The sequence below is a fragment of the Streptomyces sp. NPDC023838 genome, from assembly GCF_040639555.1.
GTDB lineage: Bacteria > Actinomycetota > Actinomycetes > Streptomycetales > Streptomycetaceae > Streptomyces.
Map to the genome: position 1 here is coordinate 153,525 of NZ_JBFAAD010000006.1, position 14,313 is coordinate 167,837.

Annotated in this window: 14 protein-coding genes; 6 read left to right on the forward strand and 8 right to left on the reverse strand. The window is 71.8% G+C overall.

The window, feature by feature from the left end:
* The first annotated feature begins 2 nt into the window (after positions 1-2).
* Positions 3-1,439 carry a lipase maturation factor family protein gene (locus AB0G17_RS10065; RefSeq protein WP_361378461.1) on the forward strand — a complete coding sequence of 479 codons (1,437 nt, stop codon included), beginning with the start codon at positions 3-5 and terminating at the stop codon, positions 1,437-1,439.
* Here AB0G17_RS10065 and AB0G17_RS10070 read toward each other — a convergent pair.
* Entirely contained in the window at positions 1,412-3,049 is a 1,638-nt protein-coding gene (locus AB0G17_RS10070; RefSeq protein ID WP_361378464.1) for a phospholipase D-like domain-containing protein, read from the reverse strand. The genes AB0G17_RS10065 and AB0G17_RS10070 overlap by 28 nt on opposite strands.
* A 487-nt stretch (positions 3,050-3,536) precedes the next feature.
* Between AB0G17_RS10070 and AB0G17_RS10075 the strand changes: the two genes are divergently transcribed.
* Positions 3,537-4,100: a dihydrofolate reductase family protein gene (locus tag AB0G17_RS10075; RefSeq protein WP_361378467.1), complete on the forward strand. Its 564-nt coding sequence runs from the start codon at positions 3,537-3,539 to the stop codon at positions 4,098-4,100.
* A gap of 78 nt (positions 4,101-4,178) precedes the next feature.
* Here AB0G17_RS10075 and AB0G17_RS10080 read toward each other — a convergent pair whose 3' ends face one another.
* The 5 genes from AB0G17_RS10080 to AB0G17_RS10100 all read right to left on the reverse strand — a co-directional run bounded on the left by AB0G17_RS10080 (position 4,179) and on the right by AB0G17_RS10100 (position 8,333).
* Complete coding sequence (locus AB0G17_RS10080; protein WP_361378470.1) at positions 4,179-4,346, reverse strand: hypothetical protein; 168 nt, start codon at positions 4,344-4,346, stop codon at positions 4,179-4,181.
* Between the two features lie 135 nt (positions 4,347-4,481).
* Positions 4,482-5,003 (reverse strand): histidine phosphatase family protein, encoded by a 522-nt coding sequence (locus tag AB0G17_RS10085; protein ID WP_361378473.1) that lies wholly within the window; start codon positions 5,001-5,003, stop codon positions 4,482-4,484.
* A complete protein-coding gene (locus AB0G17_RS10090; RefSeq protein WP_361378476.1) occupies positions 5,000-5,722 on the reverse strand; it encodes a hypothetical protein in 723 nt (240 codons plus the stop codon). Before AB0G17_RS10090 ends, AB0G17_RS10085 begins: the two co-directional genes overlap by 4 nt.
* Positions 5,723-6,410: 688 nt before the next feature.
* Positions 6,411-7,298, reverse strand: a complete 888-nt coding sequence (locus AB0G17_RS10095; RefSeq protein ID WP_361378479.1) for a peptidoglycan-binding domain-containing protein — start codon at positions 7,296-7,298, stop codon at positions 6,411-6,413.
* Positions 7,299-7,679: 381 nt separating this feature from the next.
* Entirely contained in the window at positions 7,680-8,333 is a 654-nt protein-coding gene (locus tag AB0G17_RS10100; protein WP_361378482.1) for a formyltransferase family protein, read from the reverse strand.
* Between the two features lie 253 nt (positions 8,334-8,586).
* On the opposite strand from AB0G17_RS10100, the gene AB0G17_RS10105 reads away from it, so the two are divergent.
* Positions 8,587-9,975, forward strand: a complete 1,389-nt coding sequence (locus AB0G17_RS10105; RefSeq protein WP_361378485.1) for an AMP-binding protein — start codon at positions 8,587-8,589, stop codon at positions 9,973-9,975.
* On the opposite strand, the gene AB0G17_RS10110 is transcribed toward AB0G17_RS10105, so the two are convergent.
* Positions 9,935-10,903 (reverse strand): helix-turn-helix domain-containing protein, encoded by a 969-nt coding sequence (locus AB0G17_RS10110; protein WP_361378488.1) that lies wholly within the window; start codon positions 10,901-10,903, stop codon positions 9,935-9,937. The two genes, AB0G17_RS10105 and AB0G17_RS10110, sit on opposite strands and share 41 nt — an antisense overlap.
* A gap of 225 nt (positions 10,904-11,128) precedes the next feature.
* Here AB0G17_RS10110 and AB0G17_RS10115 point away from each other — a divergent pair, with 225 nt between their 5' ends.
* Positions 11,129-11,428: a DUF2087 domain-containing protein gene (locus tag AB0G17_RS10115; protein ID WP_361378491.1), complete on the forward strand. Its 300-nt coding sequence runs from the start codon at positions 11,129-11,131 to the stop codon at positions 11,426-11,428.
* Between the two features lie 30 nt (positions 11,429-11,458).
* Here the strand turns inward: AB0G17_RS10115 and AB0G17_RS10120 are convergent, their stop codons facing one another.
* On the reverse strand, positions 11,459-12,718 hold the full coding sequence (locus tag AB0G17_RS10120) for an alpha/beta hydrolase (protein ID WP_361378494.1): 1,260 nt from the start codon (positions 12,716-12,718) through the stop codon (positions 11,459-11,461).
* A 252-nt stretch (positions 12,719-12,970) separates the two neighbouring features.
* On the opposite strand from AB0G17_RS10120, the gene AB0G17_RS10125 reads away from it, so the two are divergent.
* Positions 12,971-13,294 (forward strand): plasmid stabilization protein, encoded by a 324-nt coding sequence (locus tag AB0G17_RS10125; RefSeq protein ID WP_361378497.1) that lies wholly within the window; start codon positions 12,971-12,973, stop codon positions 13,292-13,294.
* Between the two features lie 203 nt (positions 13,295-13,497).
* Positions 13,498-14,310 (forward strand): VOC family protein, encoded by an 813-nt coding sequence (locus tag AB0G17_RS10130; protein ID WP_361378500.1) that lies wholly within the window; start codon positions 13,498-13,500, stop codon positions 14,308-14,310.
* Positions 14,311-14,313: the final 3 nt, after the last annotated feature.

Consider the following 14,313-nt stretch of genomic DNA (forward strand, 5'->3'; position numbering starts at 1 on the left):
CCGTGGAGTGGTTCCTGGCACCCGACTACTGGCTGAGCCGGCTGGTCTTCCAGCGGGCGCTCGCCGCGATCTACCTCGTCGCGTTCCTCGGCGCGGCCCTGCAGTTCCGGGCGCTGATCGGCGAGCGCGGCATGCTCCCCGTCCCCTGGTACCTGGAGCGGGTGCCCTTCCGCCGCGCGCCGAGCGTCTTCCACTTCCACTACTCGGACCGGTTCTTCGCCGGCTGGTCCTGGGCGGGGGTCCTGGTCTCGGCGGCGCTGCTGGCCGGGGTCGACGCCAGGGTGCCGCTGGGGTGCGCGATGCTGCTGTGGCTGCTGCCGTGGGTCCTGTACCTGTCGATCGTGAACGTGGGCCAGACGTGGTACTCCTTCGGCTGGGAGTCGCTGCTCCTGGAGGTGGGCTTCCTCGCGGTGTTCCTGGGCAACGACAAGGTCGCGCCGCCGATCGTCGTGCTGTTCCTGATGCGCTGGGTGCTCTTCCGCGTCGAGTTCGGCGCGGGGCTGATCAAGATGCGCGGCGACGAGTGCTGGCGCAAGCTGACCTGCCTCGACTACCACCATGAGACCCAGCCCATGCCGGGCCCGCTGAGCTGGTTCTTCCACCATCTGCCGAGGCCCGTGCACCGCGTGGAGGTCGCCGCCAACCACGTCACACAACTGGCCGTACCCGTGCTGCTGTTCACCCCGCAGCCCGTCGCCACGGCCGCCGCCTCGCTGATGATCCTCACCCAGCTGTGGCTGATCCTGTCGGGCAACTTCTCCTGGCTGAACTGGACGACCGTCGCCCTCGCCGTGACCGCCGTCGACTTCTCGCCGCTCACCGGGGCCCGGCACTTCGCGGCCACCCCGCTCTGGTACGAGGTCGTGGTCCTCGCGGTCGCCGCGTTCCTGCTCGTCCTGAGCTACCGCCCGGCGCGCAACCTGCTCTCGCGCCGCCAGATCATGAACTACTCCTTCGACCCGCTGCACCTGGTCAACACGTACGGTGCGTTCGGCAGCATCAGCCGGCTGCGGCTCGAAGTCGTCATCGAGGGCACGGCGGACCCGCTCCCGCTCGCCGACTCCGACTGGCGGGAGTACGAGTTCAAGGGCAAACCCGGGGATCTCCGGTACTGGCCGCGCCAGTTCGCGCCCTACCATCTGCGGCTCGACTGGCTGATGTGGTTCGCCGGTCTCTCGCCGGGCTACGCGCGGCCGTGGTTCGGTCCCCTGGTGGAGCGCCTGCTGGACAACGATCCCGACACCCTGCGTCTGCTCAGGCGCTCCCCGTTCCCGCCCGACAGCCCGCCCCACTACATCCGCGCCCGGCTGTTCCGCTACCAGTACACGACGTGGGGCGAGCTGCGGGCGACGGGGGCGTGCTGGAAGCGGACGTACGTACGCGACTTCCTGCCGCCCACCCGGCTCGGGGATCAGGCCGAGCAGACCCCGCGCTCGTAGTCGAACGTGGCGGTCGCCTGCGAGTACCGCCACTGCGGGGCGAGCAGCTTCGCCTTCAGCTGGGCGGCGGCCGCGGGGCTCTCCACGACGTATCCGAAGTCCTGCAGCCACGACGGGTACAGGTTCTTCGAGCCGATGTAGAAGGCCGAGTCGTCGACGGAGACCAGCTTGTGGTGCTGGGCGTACGGGTGGCCGTCGGCCCACTTCGGGCTGTCCGAGCTGCGGAAGGTGGCCAGCTGGAGGCTGGAGCACATCGTGGCGCGGGCGGCGCCCTTGTCGCCGGTCAGCAGGGCGAGGCGGTCGCGCAGGGTGTCGCTGATCTCGGAGAGCGACTTGATCTGCGAGTAGCCGCCGCTGCCGACCGCGCCGCGGTTGGCGGGGTCGCTGACGACGATCCGCACCTTCACGCCCGCGGCCATCTTCGCGGCGAGCGCGTCGTAGAGCCGGATGTCGTAGCGCGGGAGCGGCGGGCAGGTGGCGTTGAGGTCCTGCTGGGAGATCTCGATGTGGTCGCGCGCGCTCGCGACGAGGGCGCGCAGGGCGCTCTCCTCCGGGTTGACCGTGTCGTAGTCGCGGTCGGCGTTGGTGTTGTCGTGAAGCCCGACGACGCACTTGGTGTCGGCGGCGGTGGGCAGCGTCGGGTGGAAGGCCGAGGCGGGGTCGCTGTTCTTGATGCCGACACCGAGGCCGCCGACGGCGATGACCGGGACGTCGCCGTCGGCGGGGGCCGGGGCGGGGGCGTCCTGCGCCAGCGACGGCATACAGCCGGCGCCGTTGGAGGAGGCGAACCAGACACTGGCGATGTTGGACTTGTTCTGGCAGGTCCAGGCCCACAGCGTGTCGAGGTACTTGCCCGCGGAACCGGCGGCCGGTCCCGTCAGCGCGAGGTCGACGTCCGAGACCGGGTGGGCGGTGTCGAGGTAGTCGTCCTTCCAGCCGTTGATGCCGCCGGTGACGGCCGAGCGGTTGTCGACGACCAGCAGCTTGGAGTGGTTCCACGAGAACGCGGTCTTCGAGGTGGTCATCGACGCCACGTTGAGCGTGACGTTCTTCGCCGCCTCGCCCAGCCTGCCGACGAGCTCGTCGCGGTACTTCGACGGGATCACGTGGAGGTGGTAGATCGGCGCGGCGCCGACGAGGACGCGGACCTTGAGCTTGTTCCCGGCGGCCGCCGAGGCCTTGAGGCCGTCGACGATCGCGTCCTCGAACGCGCCGTTGGGGAAGGGAGCGAGCGTGGATATGTCGACCGTGTTCTTGGCCTTGGAGATGTTCTCGGTCATCTTGGCGAGCAGCCGGTTGGTGCCGGGCCGCTCGGCGCACGTGGCGTCGCCCCAGCAGCCGGGGGTCTGGAGCAGCCAGTCCGAGGGGTCGGCGCCCGAGGCGTCGAGCCGGTTGCCCGCGGTGCGCTCCCAGACGCTTCCCTCCAGGCCCGGCGATACCTGGCGCAGGGCCTGTTCGACCGCGTCGAGGTGCGCGGTCACGCCTGGGGCGGGCGGGGTGGCGCCGGAGTCCGCGAGCGCCGGGGCGGCAGGCAGGACCGCGAGCACGGTGGAGCAGGCCACCAGGTGACCGGCGAGGCGTGTGCGGCGGCGAAGCTGACGGTGAGCCAATTCTTTTCGCATTCTGGTCGGGGAGGGCGTCCGCGAACGCCCGTGCGGGGTGGGCGAGTCGGAGCACCGGACCGCCCACCAAGATCAACTCACTGAGGCTACCAATCGGGCGGAAGCGGTCGGACCGATCGGGGAGGCGGGGAGCCCGCAATGGCCGAGAACCGCTGGTGCGGGACGCGCACGGAGGCGTGTGGGAGGCGTACGGGACGCGCACGGAGGCGTATGGGCACGTAGGGGGCGCGCACGGGACGGGGTACGGACTCCCACGGAAGCGGTCCGGCGCACGCAGCCCGAACCGCCCGGTCGTCGACCCCGCGTTCCGAAGATCCCGCGTTCCGCCATCCCGCGTTCCGCTGATCCCGCGTTCCGCAGGTCCGGCGTTCCAGCGACTCGCTCTCGATGACTCGCCTTCGGATGAACCCGTCGGCGCGGTCCCGGGCGTATCGTCGCGCCCGTACCCGTCCCGGCTGACTTCGGTGAGGCCGCCTTGAGGAAGATCATCCTGATGATGTCCGTGTCCTTGGACGGATTCATCGAGGGACCGGAGCGCCAGCTCGACTGGCACCGCGTCGACGACGAGCTGCACCGCCACTTCAACGACGAGCTGCGGACCATGGGCGGTTTCCTGGAGGGCCGCGTCACGTACGAACTGATGGCCGGGGTCTGGCCGACCGTCGACGCGGATCCGGCGAGCACCGAGGCGATGAGGGAGTTCGCCCCGATCTGGCTGGAGATGCCGAAGTTCGTGTTCTCGCGGACGCTGGAGCGGGCCGACTGGAACACCACGATCGTGCGGGACGTCGTCCCCGAGGAGATCCTGGCGCTCAAGGCGCGGCCCGGCGGGGACCTGGTGGTGGGCGGCCCCGACCTCGCCGCGGCCTTCCTGCGGCACGACCTGGTCGACGAGTTCCGGGTCTACGTCCATCCCGTCCTCATCGGGCGCGGCAAGCCCCTGTTCCCGTCCTCCGACGCGATGGTCCCGCTCCGGCTCATCGAGACCCGGGCGTTCGGCAACGGAGTCGTTCTCCTCCGTTACGAGCGGACCGCCTGAGCATCCGCCGCGCCGGGCGCGGAGCGCTCAAGGGCTCGGACCATTCAAGGGTACGGACCACTCAAGGGCACGGACCGCTCAAGGGCGCCGTCCGCGGCCCTTCTCCTTCTTCGGCGGGGCGGCCGCCGGGGACGGATGGGGGTCCAGCTCATGGAGCTGTACGCGGTGCAGCAGGTCGGCCAGATCGATGCCCGGCCGACGCGCTTCGGCGCGCAGGGCGTCGCAGCCGGGACAGCCGTACTGCATCGCACTCCGTCCTCTCCCACGGGCACACCGGCGGCCATGCCGGATGCGGCAACTCCATCACGACACCCCCGCCTCGGTGGCGCACCGAAACGATCCGTCACTCCGATGGCCGGTCCCGCACCCGGGTGCCGGGTCTCAGCGACGGTCGCCGCGCGGTACCGCGAAGTCGGTGAGCAGGGCGGCGCCGGACGCGAGGTCGGACCAGGAGCCGCGCCAGGTGAGCACGGCGATCGCCGCGGTGGGGAACTTGCTCCCGACCCGGTCCAGACTCTCGCCGAGGGCCTCCCCGGTGAGCAGCAGGGTCAGGTCCTGGACGCCGGGGTTGTGGCCTACCAGGAGCAGCGTCTCGATGTCGGCGGGGCCTTCGCGCACGGCGGCGAGGAGGGCGCGGGCGTCCGCCGCGTAGAGCCGGGGGTCGTGGCGGACCGGGGGCGGGCTGCCCAGCTCGGCCGCCGCGAGCTCCCACGTCTCGCGGGCGCGGCGCGCGGTGGAGCACAGCACGAGGTCGGGCAGGCAGTCCGCCGCGCTGAGCCAGCGCCCGGCGGCGGGCGCGTCGCGCAGCCCGCGCCGCCCCAGCGGCCGGGCGTGGTCGGCGACGCCTTCGGGCCACGCCGACTTGGCGTGGCGCAGGACCACCAGCCGCCGCAGCGGGCTCATGCGCGCGCCCCGTCGGCGGGCGCCTTGCCGATCTCGCGGGTCAGTTCGAGGCCGAGGACGCGGTCGAGCCGGGCGAAGGTCTCGAACTTGGCGCCCGCCGGGACGTCCTGGTCCCCCGCCAGTTCGCCCAGGAGCCGCAGTACGGCGGCGGTGTCGAGACTGTCCTCCAGCCCGTCGCGGGCCGTGCGGACGAGGTCCGCCCGGAGCGGCTTGGACGGCTCCTCGGCCCAGTCGGCGACGGCACGCCGCCAGCGCGCGAGGCGCTGTCCGGCGCCGTCGACATCGTCGGCGGTGATCGCGACGGGTTCGTGGTAGGGCCGGTCGAGCAGCAACAGGCGTACGGCCAGCGCCTCCCCGCCCTCGGCCGTCGTCTCGCCGGCCGCGCGCGCCTGCGCGATCCGTACGAACGCGCCGCCCCCGCCCTCGTACGCCCGGCTGGTGAGGTGTACGGCCGGTGGGCCGCCCAGGGCATCGGCGATCTCCTCCACCGTGCCCTCGGCGTCGGCGGGGTGGATGCCGAGGGCGTCGGCTTCGGGGACGCGCGGCCCGGTGCGACCCGCCAGGACGGCCCGGCCGCGCAGTTCGACGACGCGCGCGAGCACGTCGGCGGTCAGCAGCACGCGCAGCCCGGTGAGATCTCCCGGGCCGTCGGCCCGGGGAACATGGGCACAGATCCGCAGCGGCCCCCGGCCGACGAGATGATCGACGATTCGCAGCACGGCACCGAGCCTAGGGCACGTCGACGCGCCCCGGCTGGTGACGGGTGCGGGGGCCTTGCCGGTCCTGGTCCGCGACACCGGTCCCGAACTGCTCGACCACGCCGTACGCCTCGACGCGCTCGCCATGAGCACGCAGGCTTAGTCGCCGCCCACCAACAGGTCGGCCTTCATGACCCGTTCGCCCTCCGCCGGACGGGCTTCGCCGGCCCTCCCGGCCGACGGGTGCGGTGGCCGCTCCGGCACGGGAACGGCCACCACCTTGCGGCATCAGCGATCGGTATCGACGGGGGTCGGGGGCGGATACATCATGAGGCTCACCTCCTCCGTGCTCGACGTCACTGGACTGGAAGCTAGCCGGTGGATCGGGGCGAGGCGATCCGTATTCGCGTACGTAACTCAAAGCCGCCGGTGCGCAGTTGGGGGCGCACGTTTGCGTACACAATTCGCGAGCGTGCGCGCGTACGCGCTGGGGCGGCGGTCGCGGGCGCGCTGGGGCCACCCCTTCGGCGTCGACTGCCCGACTCCGTCCGCGCCCGCGCCGCCTGGGCCGAGGCGGGCCGCCGCATCGACCTGCGGTTCGGCTCGCGGCGAGGTGCGCGAGCGGGTGGAGGCCCGCCGGGTCCATCTGTCGGTGGCCGGCCACCCGGGGCTCTGCGGCCCTCCGCGCGGCCCCGGGGACCGGACGGTGTCAGACGACCGTGAAGCCGTGGCGGGCGCCGAGCCGGGCGAGGGAGTCGTGGCCGGGGATCCCGTCCGCGTCCGGGCCCGAATAGCCGCACCTGCGCTGCCAGGCGGCGTAGGCCGTCTTCGTCTTGGTGCCGAAGGAGCCGTCCACCCAGGCGGCGCTGAGCAGCCCCTCCGCCTGGAGGGCACGTTCGACGACCAGGACCTCCGCCTTGTACGTGGTGCCGCCCTGGGGAAGGCCCGGGTCGCGTCTGGCCGCGGCGATCACATGGGCCAGCGAGACCTTCGCCTTCGGCGGGGCGCCGGTGAACTGGGGCCAGGAGCCGGGGTCCTGATGGGTGTTCTCCGGCACGTGCTGGTGTCCGTACCAGCCGCCCCGGGTCTCCCACACGTGCTCGTCACGGTGCGAGGTGAAGTCGACGGGCCGCCCCATGGGCCAGGTGTCGGGCACGCCCCAGGAGCGCACCCACGCGTTGAGCGTCGCCCAGCCGGCGCAGGGGGTGTCGACGAGCCTGGCGTAGACCTTGCCGTTGACCCGGCAGTACGGGAAGAAGTGCGCCTCGATCTGGATGACGACCGTGCCCGCTCTGTTGGTCCGGGTGCCGCCCGATAAGTCGACCAGCGACTTGGAGCGCGAGTTCGCCGGGAAGAACTGGGTGAACGCGCCGGTGAACGGCGACCAGAGCAGGTGGGGAGCGGACCCCTTGCCGTCGGGGTTGCGGCCGAACCAGTCCTGCAGGTTGCCGTACGGCACCTGGTCCTGCGGGTGGGCGGCGGTGGCGTTCTTGTCCCACGTGATGTGGGCGATCGCCTTGGCGGGGTAGGCACTGTCGGTGGGGGCGTGGTCGCCCACGTCGATCCGTTGTGCGCCGGGCAGCCAGAGGTCGGGCATCGGTGCCTCCGAGCAGAGCCCCCTTCGTGGGGGCCCGTGGGGGGAATGGGTGGGGGGCCGGCTGATGACGTCGAAGCCGAAGGCCCCCACGGACGCGTCCCGCCCGAGGTCTTCCGTCACTCTCCGTCGACCAGCCGGGGGGTCGAGGCGGAGTAGGCCTGTCATGAACAGTGTTGCGCGCAATGACCCCGCCCAAACGAGTCGACGGGCCTCCTTGGCAACGGCATTACCGGCCGGGTCCGCACGGCCCCGCCCGTGGCCCGAGCGGCGGTCGCCGCGCGAGCGAACGATTCACCAGCGCCCATCGGATCTACCGCACCCACCGGACCCACCGGATCTACCGGCCCCACCGGCCCCACCGGACCCATTGGAAGGCGTGGTTCAGCCCTTCATGCCCTTCACGTCCTCGTCCTGCACATCCCTCACGTCCTTCACGCCCCTCGCGTCCCCCACATCCCTCACATCCGGCCACGACCGGCTGCGCAACTGCGCCCAGGTGTGCAGCGGGCCGCGCCACCGCTCCGTCGACACGGGCAGGTCGGCGCCCTCCAGGACGAGGGGCATGAGCCGCAGATACAGCAAGTAGGCCCGGGCGGCCGCCTCCTCGCGCAGCGCGTCGGTCGTGGCGCGTGGCGGGACGGGGAAGCGCTCCACCTCGATGATCGGCCCCGCGTCCACCCGCTCGACCATGTGGTGGCAGGTCACCCCGAAGGTGTCCGCCGACCGCGCGAGCGCCACCTCGTACATCCCCACGCCCCGGATGTCGGGCGGCCCGGGATGGAAGTTGACGGCGCCGCGCCGGGCGCGCTTGAGGTCGTCGTCGGACAGGACGTAGTCGGCCTTGAAGCCGACGATCCAGTCGCCCTCCCAGCCGCCGAGCGGGTCCTGGGTAACCGGGTCCCCGTGCTCCCACAGCACGTACGAGACCGCCGCCCCGGCCGTCCGGGCGAACCGCCCGACCAGTTCACCCCATGCCGACCTGTCCGTGACCAGCAGCAACGACGGATCGCGCCGCCGCGCGTGATGAGGTCCCACGCGTCCCCCCTCGCTCGGACCCGCCTCCCCGGCACGAGCCAGGGTGCTGACGGGGTGACGAGACGTCAAGAGTGCTCGGAAACGGGCTCGCGGCAGGCGCGCCCCGCTCCTCCGCGACTCGGGCAACTCCCGCCCCACCGGCACGACCGTGGCTTTGTGCACGATCCGACAACGAGCGCGCACGGATCGTCAAGGACATCTCTAGTCGGCCCTCGTTGAATGAGGGACAAGCCGACCAGGAGGGGGCAGGCAGTTGAACACCCCATCGCAAGGAGACCACGGATCCGCCCACGCGGACACCTTCGTACAGGACCATCTACCAGCCGGGCCGCTCCAGCCCGACCTGCTCCTCGGCATGCCCTCCCTACGCTTCCCCACGCGGCTGAACTGCGCGTGGGAACTCCTGGAGGGGGGCGGTTCGTTGGACCGGGCACAGCGGACCGCCATGCTGTCCCCGCACGGCGTGCGCTGGACGTACGAGCAGCTCACCGCGGTCGTGGCGCGCATCGTGCACGTCCTGACCGAGGACATGGGCCTGGTGCCGGGCAACCGGGTGCTGCTGCGCGGTGCCAACACACCCCTGCTGGCGGCGATCTGGCTCGCGGTGGTACGGGCGGGTGGCGTGGTCGTGGCCACGGCGCCCACGCTGCGGGCCGGGGACCTCGCCCATGTGATCGACAAGGCCCGGGTCACCCACGCCCTGTGCGAGTCCGGCCTGCGGTCCGAGCTGGAGTCGACCGGGCGCGTGCCCCGGACGATGTTCTTCCTCGGCAGGCCGGGCGGCGGGGCGGGCGCCGAGGCCGGGCTGGAGCGGGCCATGGCGGACAAGCCCGACTGGTCGCTCCCGGTCGACACCGCCGCCACCGACCCCTGCCTGATCGCCTTCACTTCCGGCACCGCCGGGACGCCCAAAGCCACGGTGCACTCGCACCGCGATGTGATGGCCGCGTGCAACTCCTTTCCCCGGCACGTCCTCCGCGCCACCGACAAGGACCGCTTCATCGGCACCCCCTCACTGGCGGACACCTACGGGCTGGGCGGACTGCTCCTGTTCCCCCTGCACGTCGGCGCCTCGACCGTGCTGCTGGACACCTCTTCGCCCCGCCAACTCGCCCGCGCGATCGGAGAGTTCCGTGCCACGGTGTGTTTCAGCGGCCCCGCCCGCTACCAGGCGATCTGCGCCGACACCACCCCGTACGACCTGGCTTCGCTGCGCGAGTGCGTCTCGTCGGGAGAGGCGCTGCCCATCGAGACACGCCGGAGATGGAAGCAGCGGACCGGCAACAGCATGATCGACGGGCTCAGCTCCACGGAGATGCTCCACATCGTCGTCTCGATGCGCGGCGAGGAGGCCTGGTCCCACCCCGGCGCGCTCGGGCGGCCCGTTCCCGGCTATCTCACCGCGATCGTCGACGAGTCCGGGCGCCCCGTCCCGTACGGCCAGGTCGGCGCCCTCGCCGTCAAAGGGCCCACGGGCTGCCGCTACCTCGACGACGTGCGCCAGCAGGACGCCGTCCGCAACGGCTGGACCTTCACGGGCGACGCCTGCTGGGCCGACGAATACGGCTTCCTCTACTACCACTCCCGCACGGACGACCCGATCAGCGACTCCGGGCTGCCTCACGGTAGTCACGCGGGCTGATCCCGTACGCCGCCCGGAAGGCGCGGCTGAAGTGCGACGGTTCGATGAAACCCCAGCGGGCTCCGATCGCGTGCACCGGGCGGCGGCGCAGGGCCGGGTCGGCCAGGTCCCGGCGGCAGCGTTCGAGCCGCCGGGCCCGGATCCAGGCGGCGACCGTCGTCCCGCGCGAGTCGAAGACCTGGTGGAGGTGGCGCAGGGATATGCGGTGGGCGGCGGCGACGGTCGCCGGGGAGAGGGAGGGATCGCTCAGGTGCCGGTTGATGAAGTCGCAGACCTCCACGCGCAGCGCCTGCTTGCGCGCCTCCGGGGTCATCGTGTCCTCGACGGCCATACGGCGCCCGAGCACGGCGGCGAGCAGGTCCACCGTCACCGAGGCCAGGGCCGGGACGTCGTCGGGCGCGCACTCGTCGGCGCGCGCGTCGAGGTCGGCCAGCCAGCGCCCGAAGACTCCGCCCATCCCGCGGTCCGCCGCGATAGGGGTCGCGGTGACCCGCTGCACCACGTCCTGGGGCAACGGCAGCAGGGTCCGGGGCAGTTGCACCACCGTCATCGACGAGAGCTCGCCGTCGAACCCGCCCGTGAAAGGGCGGCTGCTGTCCACCAGGACCAGCTCTCCGGCGCGCACCACCGCCTCCCGCCCGCTCTGCGCGGCGTGACCGCTGCCCGACCTGAGGACGTTGACCTGGTAGACCTCGGGGTCGTCCTGCCGGATGAGCTTGGGCGTACGGGTGATCTCGATGCTCGGGTACGTCAGCGTCGACACCCGCACCTCGCCCAGGTCCAGGACGCGCAGCCGCGCGTGGAAGTCCTCGGCCCACTCGCTGCGCAGCCAGTTGCGCACATGGGACTGGGCGGCCAGCTCGGTCCACAGCGCGAACCGCTCCCTCGGCGGCACGACCGCAGTGGTGAACTCGCTCGTCAGACCCATCCCCCACCCCCGTGGTCCGAGATCTCCGGTGCGGCGCGAGCATGGCACACGTGTTCGGCTGACGTCGAGCACGTCCTCGGCCATCCACCGCCGTTTACCTGCCGTGTTCCGCTCCGAAGCGGAACCCCGCGCGAGTGCCGCGCGCGGCCTCGCTGCGGCCTCCCCAGCTCGGCGCGGGCCAAATTCCGTTGCCCCGCGGCCGACCGATGGGGAAGGCTGCGCGTCATGTCAGAGAACCCAGCCGACGCCGTGTCAGAAGACATCATCAGCGGCTCCCACGCCGTGGCCGCGCTCTTCTCCCGCGGCCGTCTGACGGCGATCCCTCGCAAGGCAGCCCGTCGTGAACAGTTGCTCGTCCACCTCAAGGAGACGCTCTTCGAGCCGGGACGGCAGTACACCGAGCGCGAGGTCAACGAGGCCCTGCTCACCGTCCACGACGACTTCCCGGCGCTGCGCCGCTACCTGATCACGGCGGGCCTGCTGACCCGCACCCGGGACGGCGCCAGCTACCAGCGGGCGGCGTAACGGGGCGGCACCGGCCCGGCACCGGCCGCTTCAGGGGTTCTCAAACCTCACCTCCGGGTTCCCGGCCGTCGGCCCCGCGAGCAGCGGCTGCGGTATCCCCCGCAGGTGCTGGTCGAAGAACGCGGCCACGTACGTACGCGTGATGGCGATCGCCCGCTGAGCGGGCAGCGGCGGCTGCGGCAGCCCGAAGTGCTCCTCGATGACGGGGCTGTCGGAGAAGGTGAAGTGCTCCGACCCCGTCACGGTCAGCCAGCGCTTCCAGCCGCCGAGCGTCGGCCACATCCGGTCCCAGGTCGTGTCGGCGCCACCGGGCCGGTGCTTGTCCGTGCCGAGCATCATGAAGGGGCGTCCGCCGAGTCCTCCCGTCGGCAGGGTGTCCCAGAACGCCCCGTCCATGTTGATCCCCGCCCCGACCCGCCGGTCCGCCAGCATGGTCGTGGCCGCGCTCGCGCCACCTATGGAGTGGCCGGCCATGCCGATGTGCCGCTTGTCGATCATGTCGGCGTACCGCCATATCGGATGGCGTCCGGTGAGGCGGTCGAGGACGAAGGAGACGTCCCCGGCGCGCGTCGAGGTGACGACGCTCCCCGACACGCCACCGTCGCCGCCCACCGCGTCGCACGCCAGACAGGTCAGGGTCCGCCCGCCCGGCACGGAGATGCCGAACGACTCGTACGCGTGGTCCAGCGAGGCGACCACATAGCCCCGGCTGGCGAGATCCTCGGCGAGACCGGTCAAGGTGTAGCGGGACACGCTGAAGCCCGGTGAGAGCACGATCAGGGGGTATTTCCCGTGCGCGGGGCGGGCATCGGGGCGGCTGTTGGTCCGCGTGGCGCTCAACTGCGCCGCCGGGACGGCCGCATCGATCCCGAGACCCTTCACCAGAAGGCCCGTCTCCTCGGTGGTGGCATACGGCGCCGGGCGTCCCGGACCGGGCCGTGCCGCCGGATAGTGCAGCGTGAGCATGAGTTCGCGCGCGCCCGCAGTGGGCTTCCACGGGTCCGTACGCGACCGGTCGACCAGGTGGAACACGGAGCTCCCCACCCCGTACTCGCCAGTGGGACGCGGCAGTTGCAGGGGGCGGGCGGCGACGTCGGCCGCCGCCGGTGCGGCTGGTACCGCTAACGCCGCCGGGGACAACGCCGATGACTGTGGCGCCGCCGAGGCGGTGCTCGTCGAAGCGGTGCTCGCGATAGCGGTGCTCGCGGCGGCGGTGCTCGCGGCGGCAACAGGCAGCGCGAGGGCGAAGGTGAGCGCGACGGCCGTGGCCGCCCGAGTGCGTCCGATCATGCTGTCGACGGTAGATCGCGAGGCCGGGCGGCCGCGTCGTCCTTGGGTCCCCATTCGCAGGCCAGCGCGTCCACCCGAGGGCTACCCCGCGCCTCCACCCACGGGTGGGCCCAGACGATCACCCGGCGTGGCTGAGCGGTTGCGGAGGGACATGTCACGACGGAAAGTGATTCGGGTGCCCCTTGCAGGCGAATCGGGGTACCCGAATCGCAGAACACAAACCAGGGAATCCGAACGCATCAGGGAGTCGTCATGCCACGCGGATCCAGCCAGAAGCGGGAACGCCAGTACGAGCACATCAAGGAGAGCGCCGAGGACCGCGGCGAGAGCACCAAGCGAGCCAAGGAGATCGCCGCCAGGACGGTGAACAAGGAGCGCGCCCGCTCCGGTGAGTCCAAGACCGCCAGCAAGAGCTCCACCCAGGACATGTCGTCCTCCAAGCGCGGCGGCCAGCGCTCCCACAGCGGCTCACAAGGACCGACGTACGACCAGCTCTACGCCGAGGCCCAGCGCCGCAACGTCCACGGCCGCTCCAACATGGACAAGGCCCAGCTCAAGCGCGCGCTCGGCAAGTGAGCCGTCGAGCAGGACGGCCGACGAACGGCCGGGCCCCCTCCCGCGGCCGGATCCGGCCTCCGATACGGTGAGCGGAGCCATACGCAGCGTAGCTACTACACTATGTAACGGCACATCACCGAAGACGGCTGGGTGCAGTTTGCCTGTTTTGCGGCAAAATGGTGACGCAAGAAGCCGTCAAGCGACAGCGATCGGCAACAGCGATGGACAGGACAACGACGGCCCCGGGTTCCAAGGCTTCGTCGAGTGCAGCGGTGCTCGGGGCACCGTGCTGGGTGAGTCTCATGGCACGCGAGCTCGAGCCCGCGCTCGAGTTCTACGGGGCCGTCTTCGGCTGGACGTTCCGCAGCGGGCGGCTCGGCGAACAGTTCCGGGCGGCGCTCGACGACGGTGAGCCCGTGGCCGGGATCGGAGCACTGGCGCCCGCGCTCCAGGTGGCCGTGGCCTGGACGCCGTACTTCGCGGTCGAGGACGCCGACGCGACCGCCTCGCGCATCCGCGAGCGGAGCGCCACGGTCGCCGTGGGCCCGGTCGCGTTCCAGACGGGGCGCGGCGCGCTCGCCGCCGACCGGGACGGCGCCGTCTTCGGCATCTGGCAGGGCAAGCTCGTCGACGACTGGGAGTCCTGGCGCGACCGGGAGCCGGCCTGGCTGCGGCTGCGCACCCGTAACGCCTTCGAAGCGGCGATCTTCTACGGCGAGGTCCTCGACTGGGCGGACCAGCGGCCGGGCTGCTGCGACGTCCAGTACGAGGCCGAGGAGGTCGTGCTGCGGCACGGCGGCCACATCGTGGCGCGCCTGAGCTCCGGCGCCCTGGAAGCGGCGCCGGACCCCACCATCCGGCCGCACTGGGAAGTCCACTTCGTCACCACGGACGTCCCCGCCAAGACGGCTACCGCCCGCGCCCACGGCGGCATGGTCATCGCCCAGGGCACGGCCGCCAGCGGCCCCTGGGCGACCATCCGCGACCCGGACGGCGCCACGTTCACCATCAACACGCGCACGGCGAAGGCGTGAGCG

Excerpts from the sequence above, each read along its gene's own strand:
- AB0G17_RS10080 (WP_361378470.1), bottom strand. The coding sequence starts at position 4,346 with ATGCAGTACGGCTGTCCCGGCTGCGACGCCCTGCGCGCCGAAGCGCGT.
- AB0G17_RS10085 (WP_361378473.1), bottom strand. The coding sequence starts at position 5,003 with ATGAGCCCGCTGCGGCGGCTGGTGGTCCTGCGCCACGCCAAGTCGGCG.
- AB0G17_RS10095 (WP_361378479.1), bottom strand. The coding sequence starts at position 7,298 with ATGCCCGACCTCTGGCTGCCCGGCGCACAACGGATCGACGTGGGCGAC.
- AB0G17_RS10110 (WP_361378488.1), bottom strand. The coding sequence starts at position 10,903 with ATGGGTCTGACGAGCGAGTTCACCACTGCGGTCGTGCCGCCGAGGGAG.
- AB0G17_RS10115 (WP_361378491.1), top strand. The coding sequence starts at position 11,129 with ATGTCAGAGAACCCAGCCGACGCCGTGTCAGAAGACATCATCAGCGGC.
- AB0G17_RS10120 (WP_361378494.1), bottom strand. The coding sequence starts at position 12,718 with ATGATCGGACGCACTCGGGCGGCCACGGCCGTCGCGCTCACCTTCGCC.
- AB0G17_RS10125 (WP_361378497.1), top strand. The coding sequence starts at position 12,971 with ATGCCACGCGGATCCAGCCAGAAGCGGGAACGCCAGTACGAGCACATC.
- AB0G17_RS10130 (WP_361378500.1), top strand. The coding sequence starts at position 13,498 with ATGGACAGGACAACGACGGCCCCGGGTTCCAAGGCTTCGTCGAGTGCA.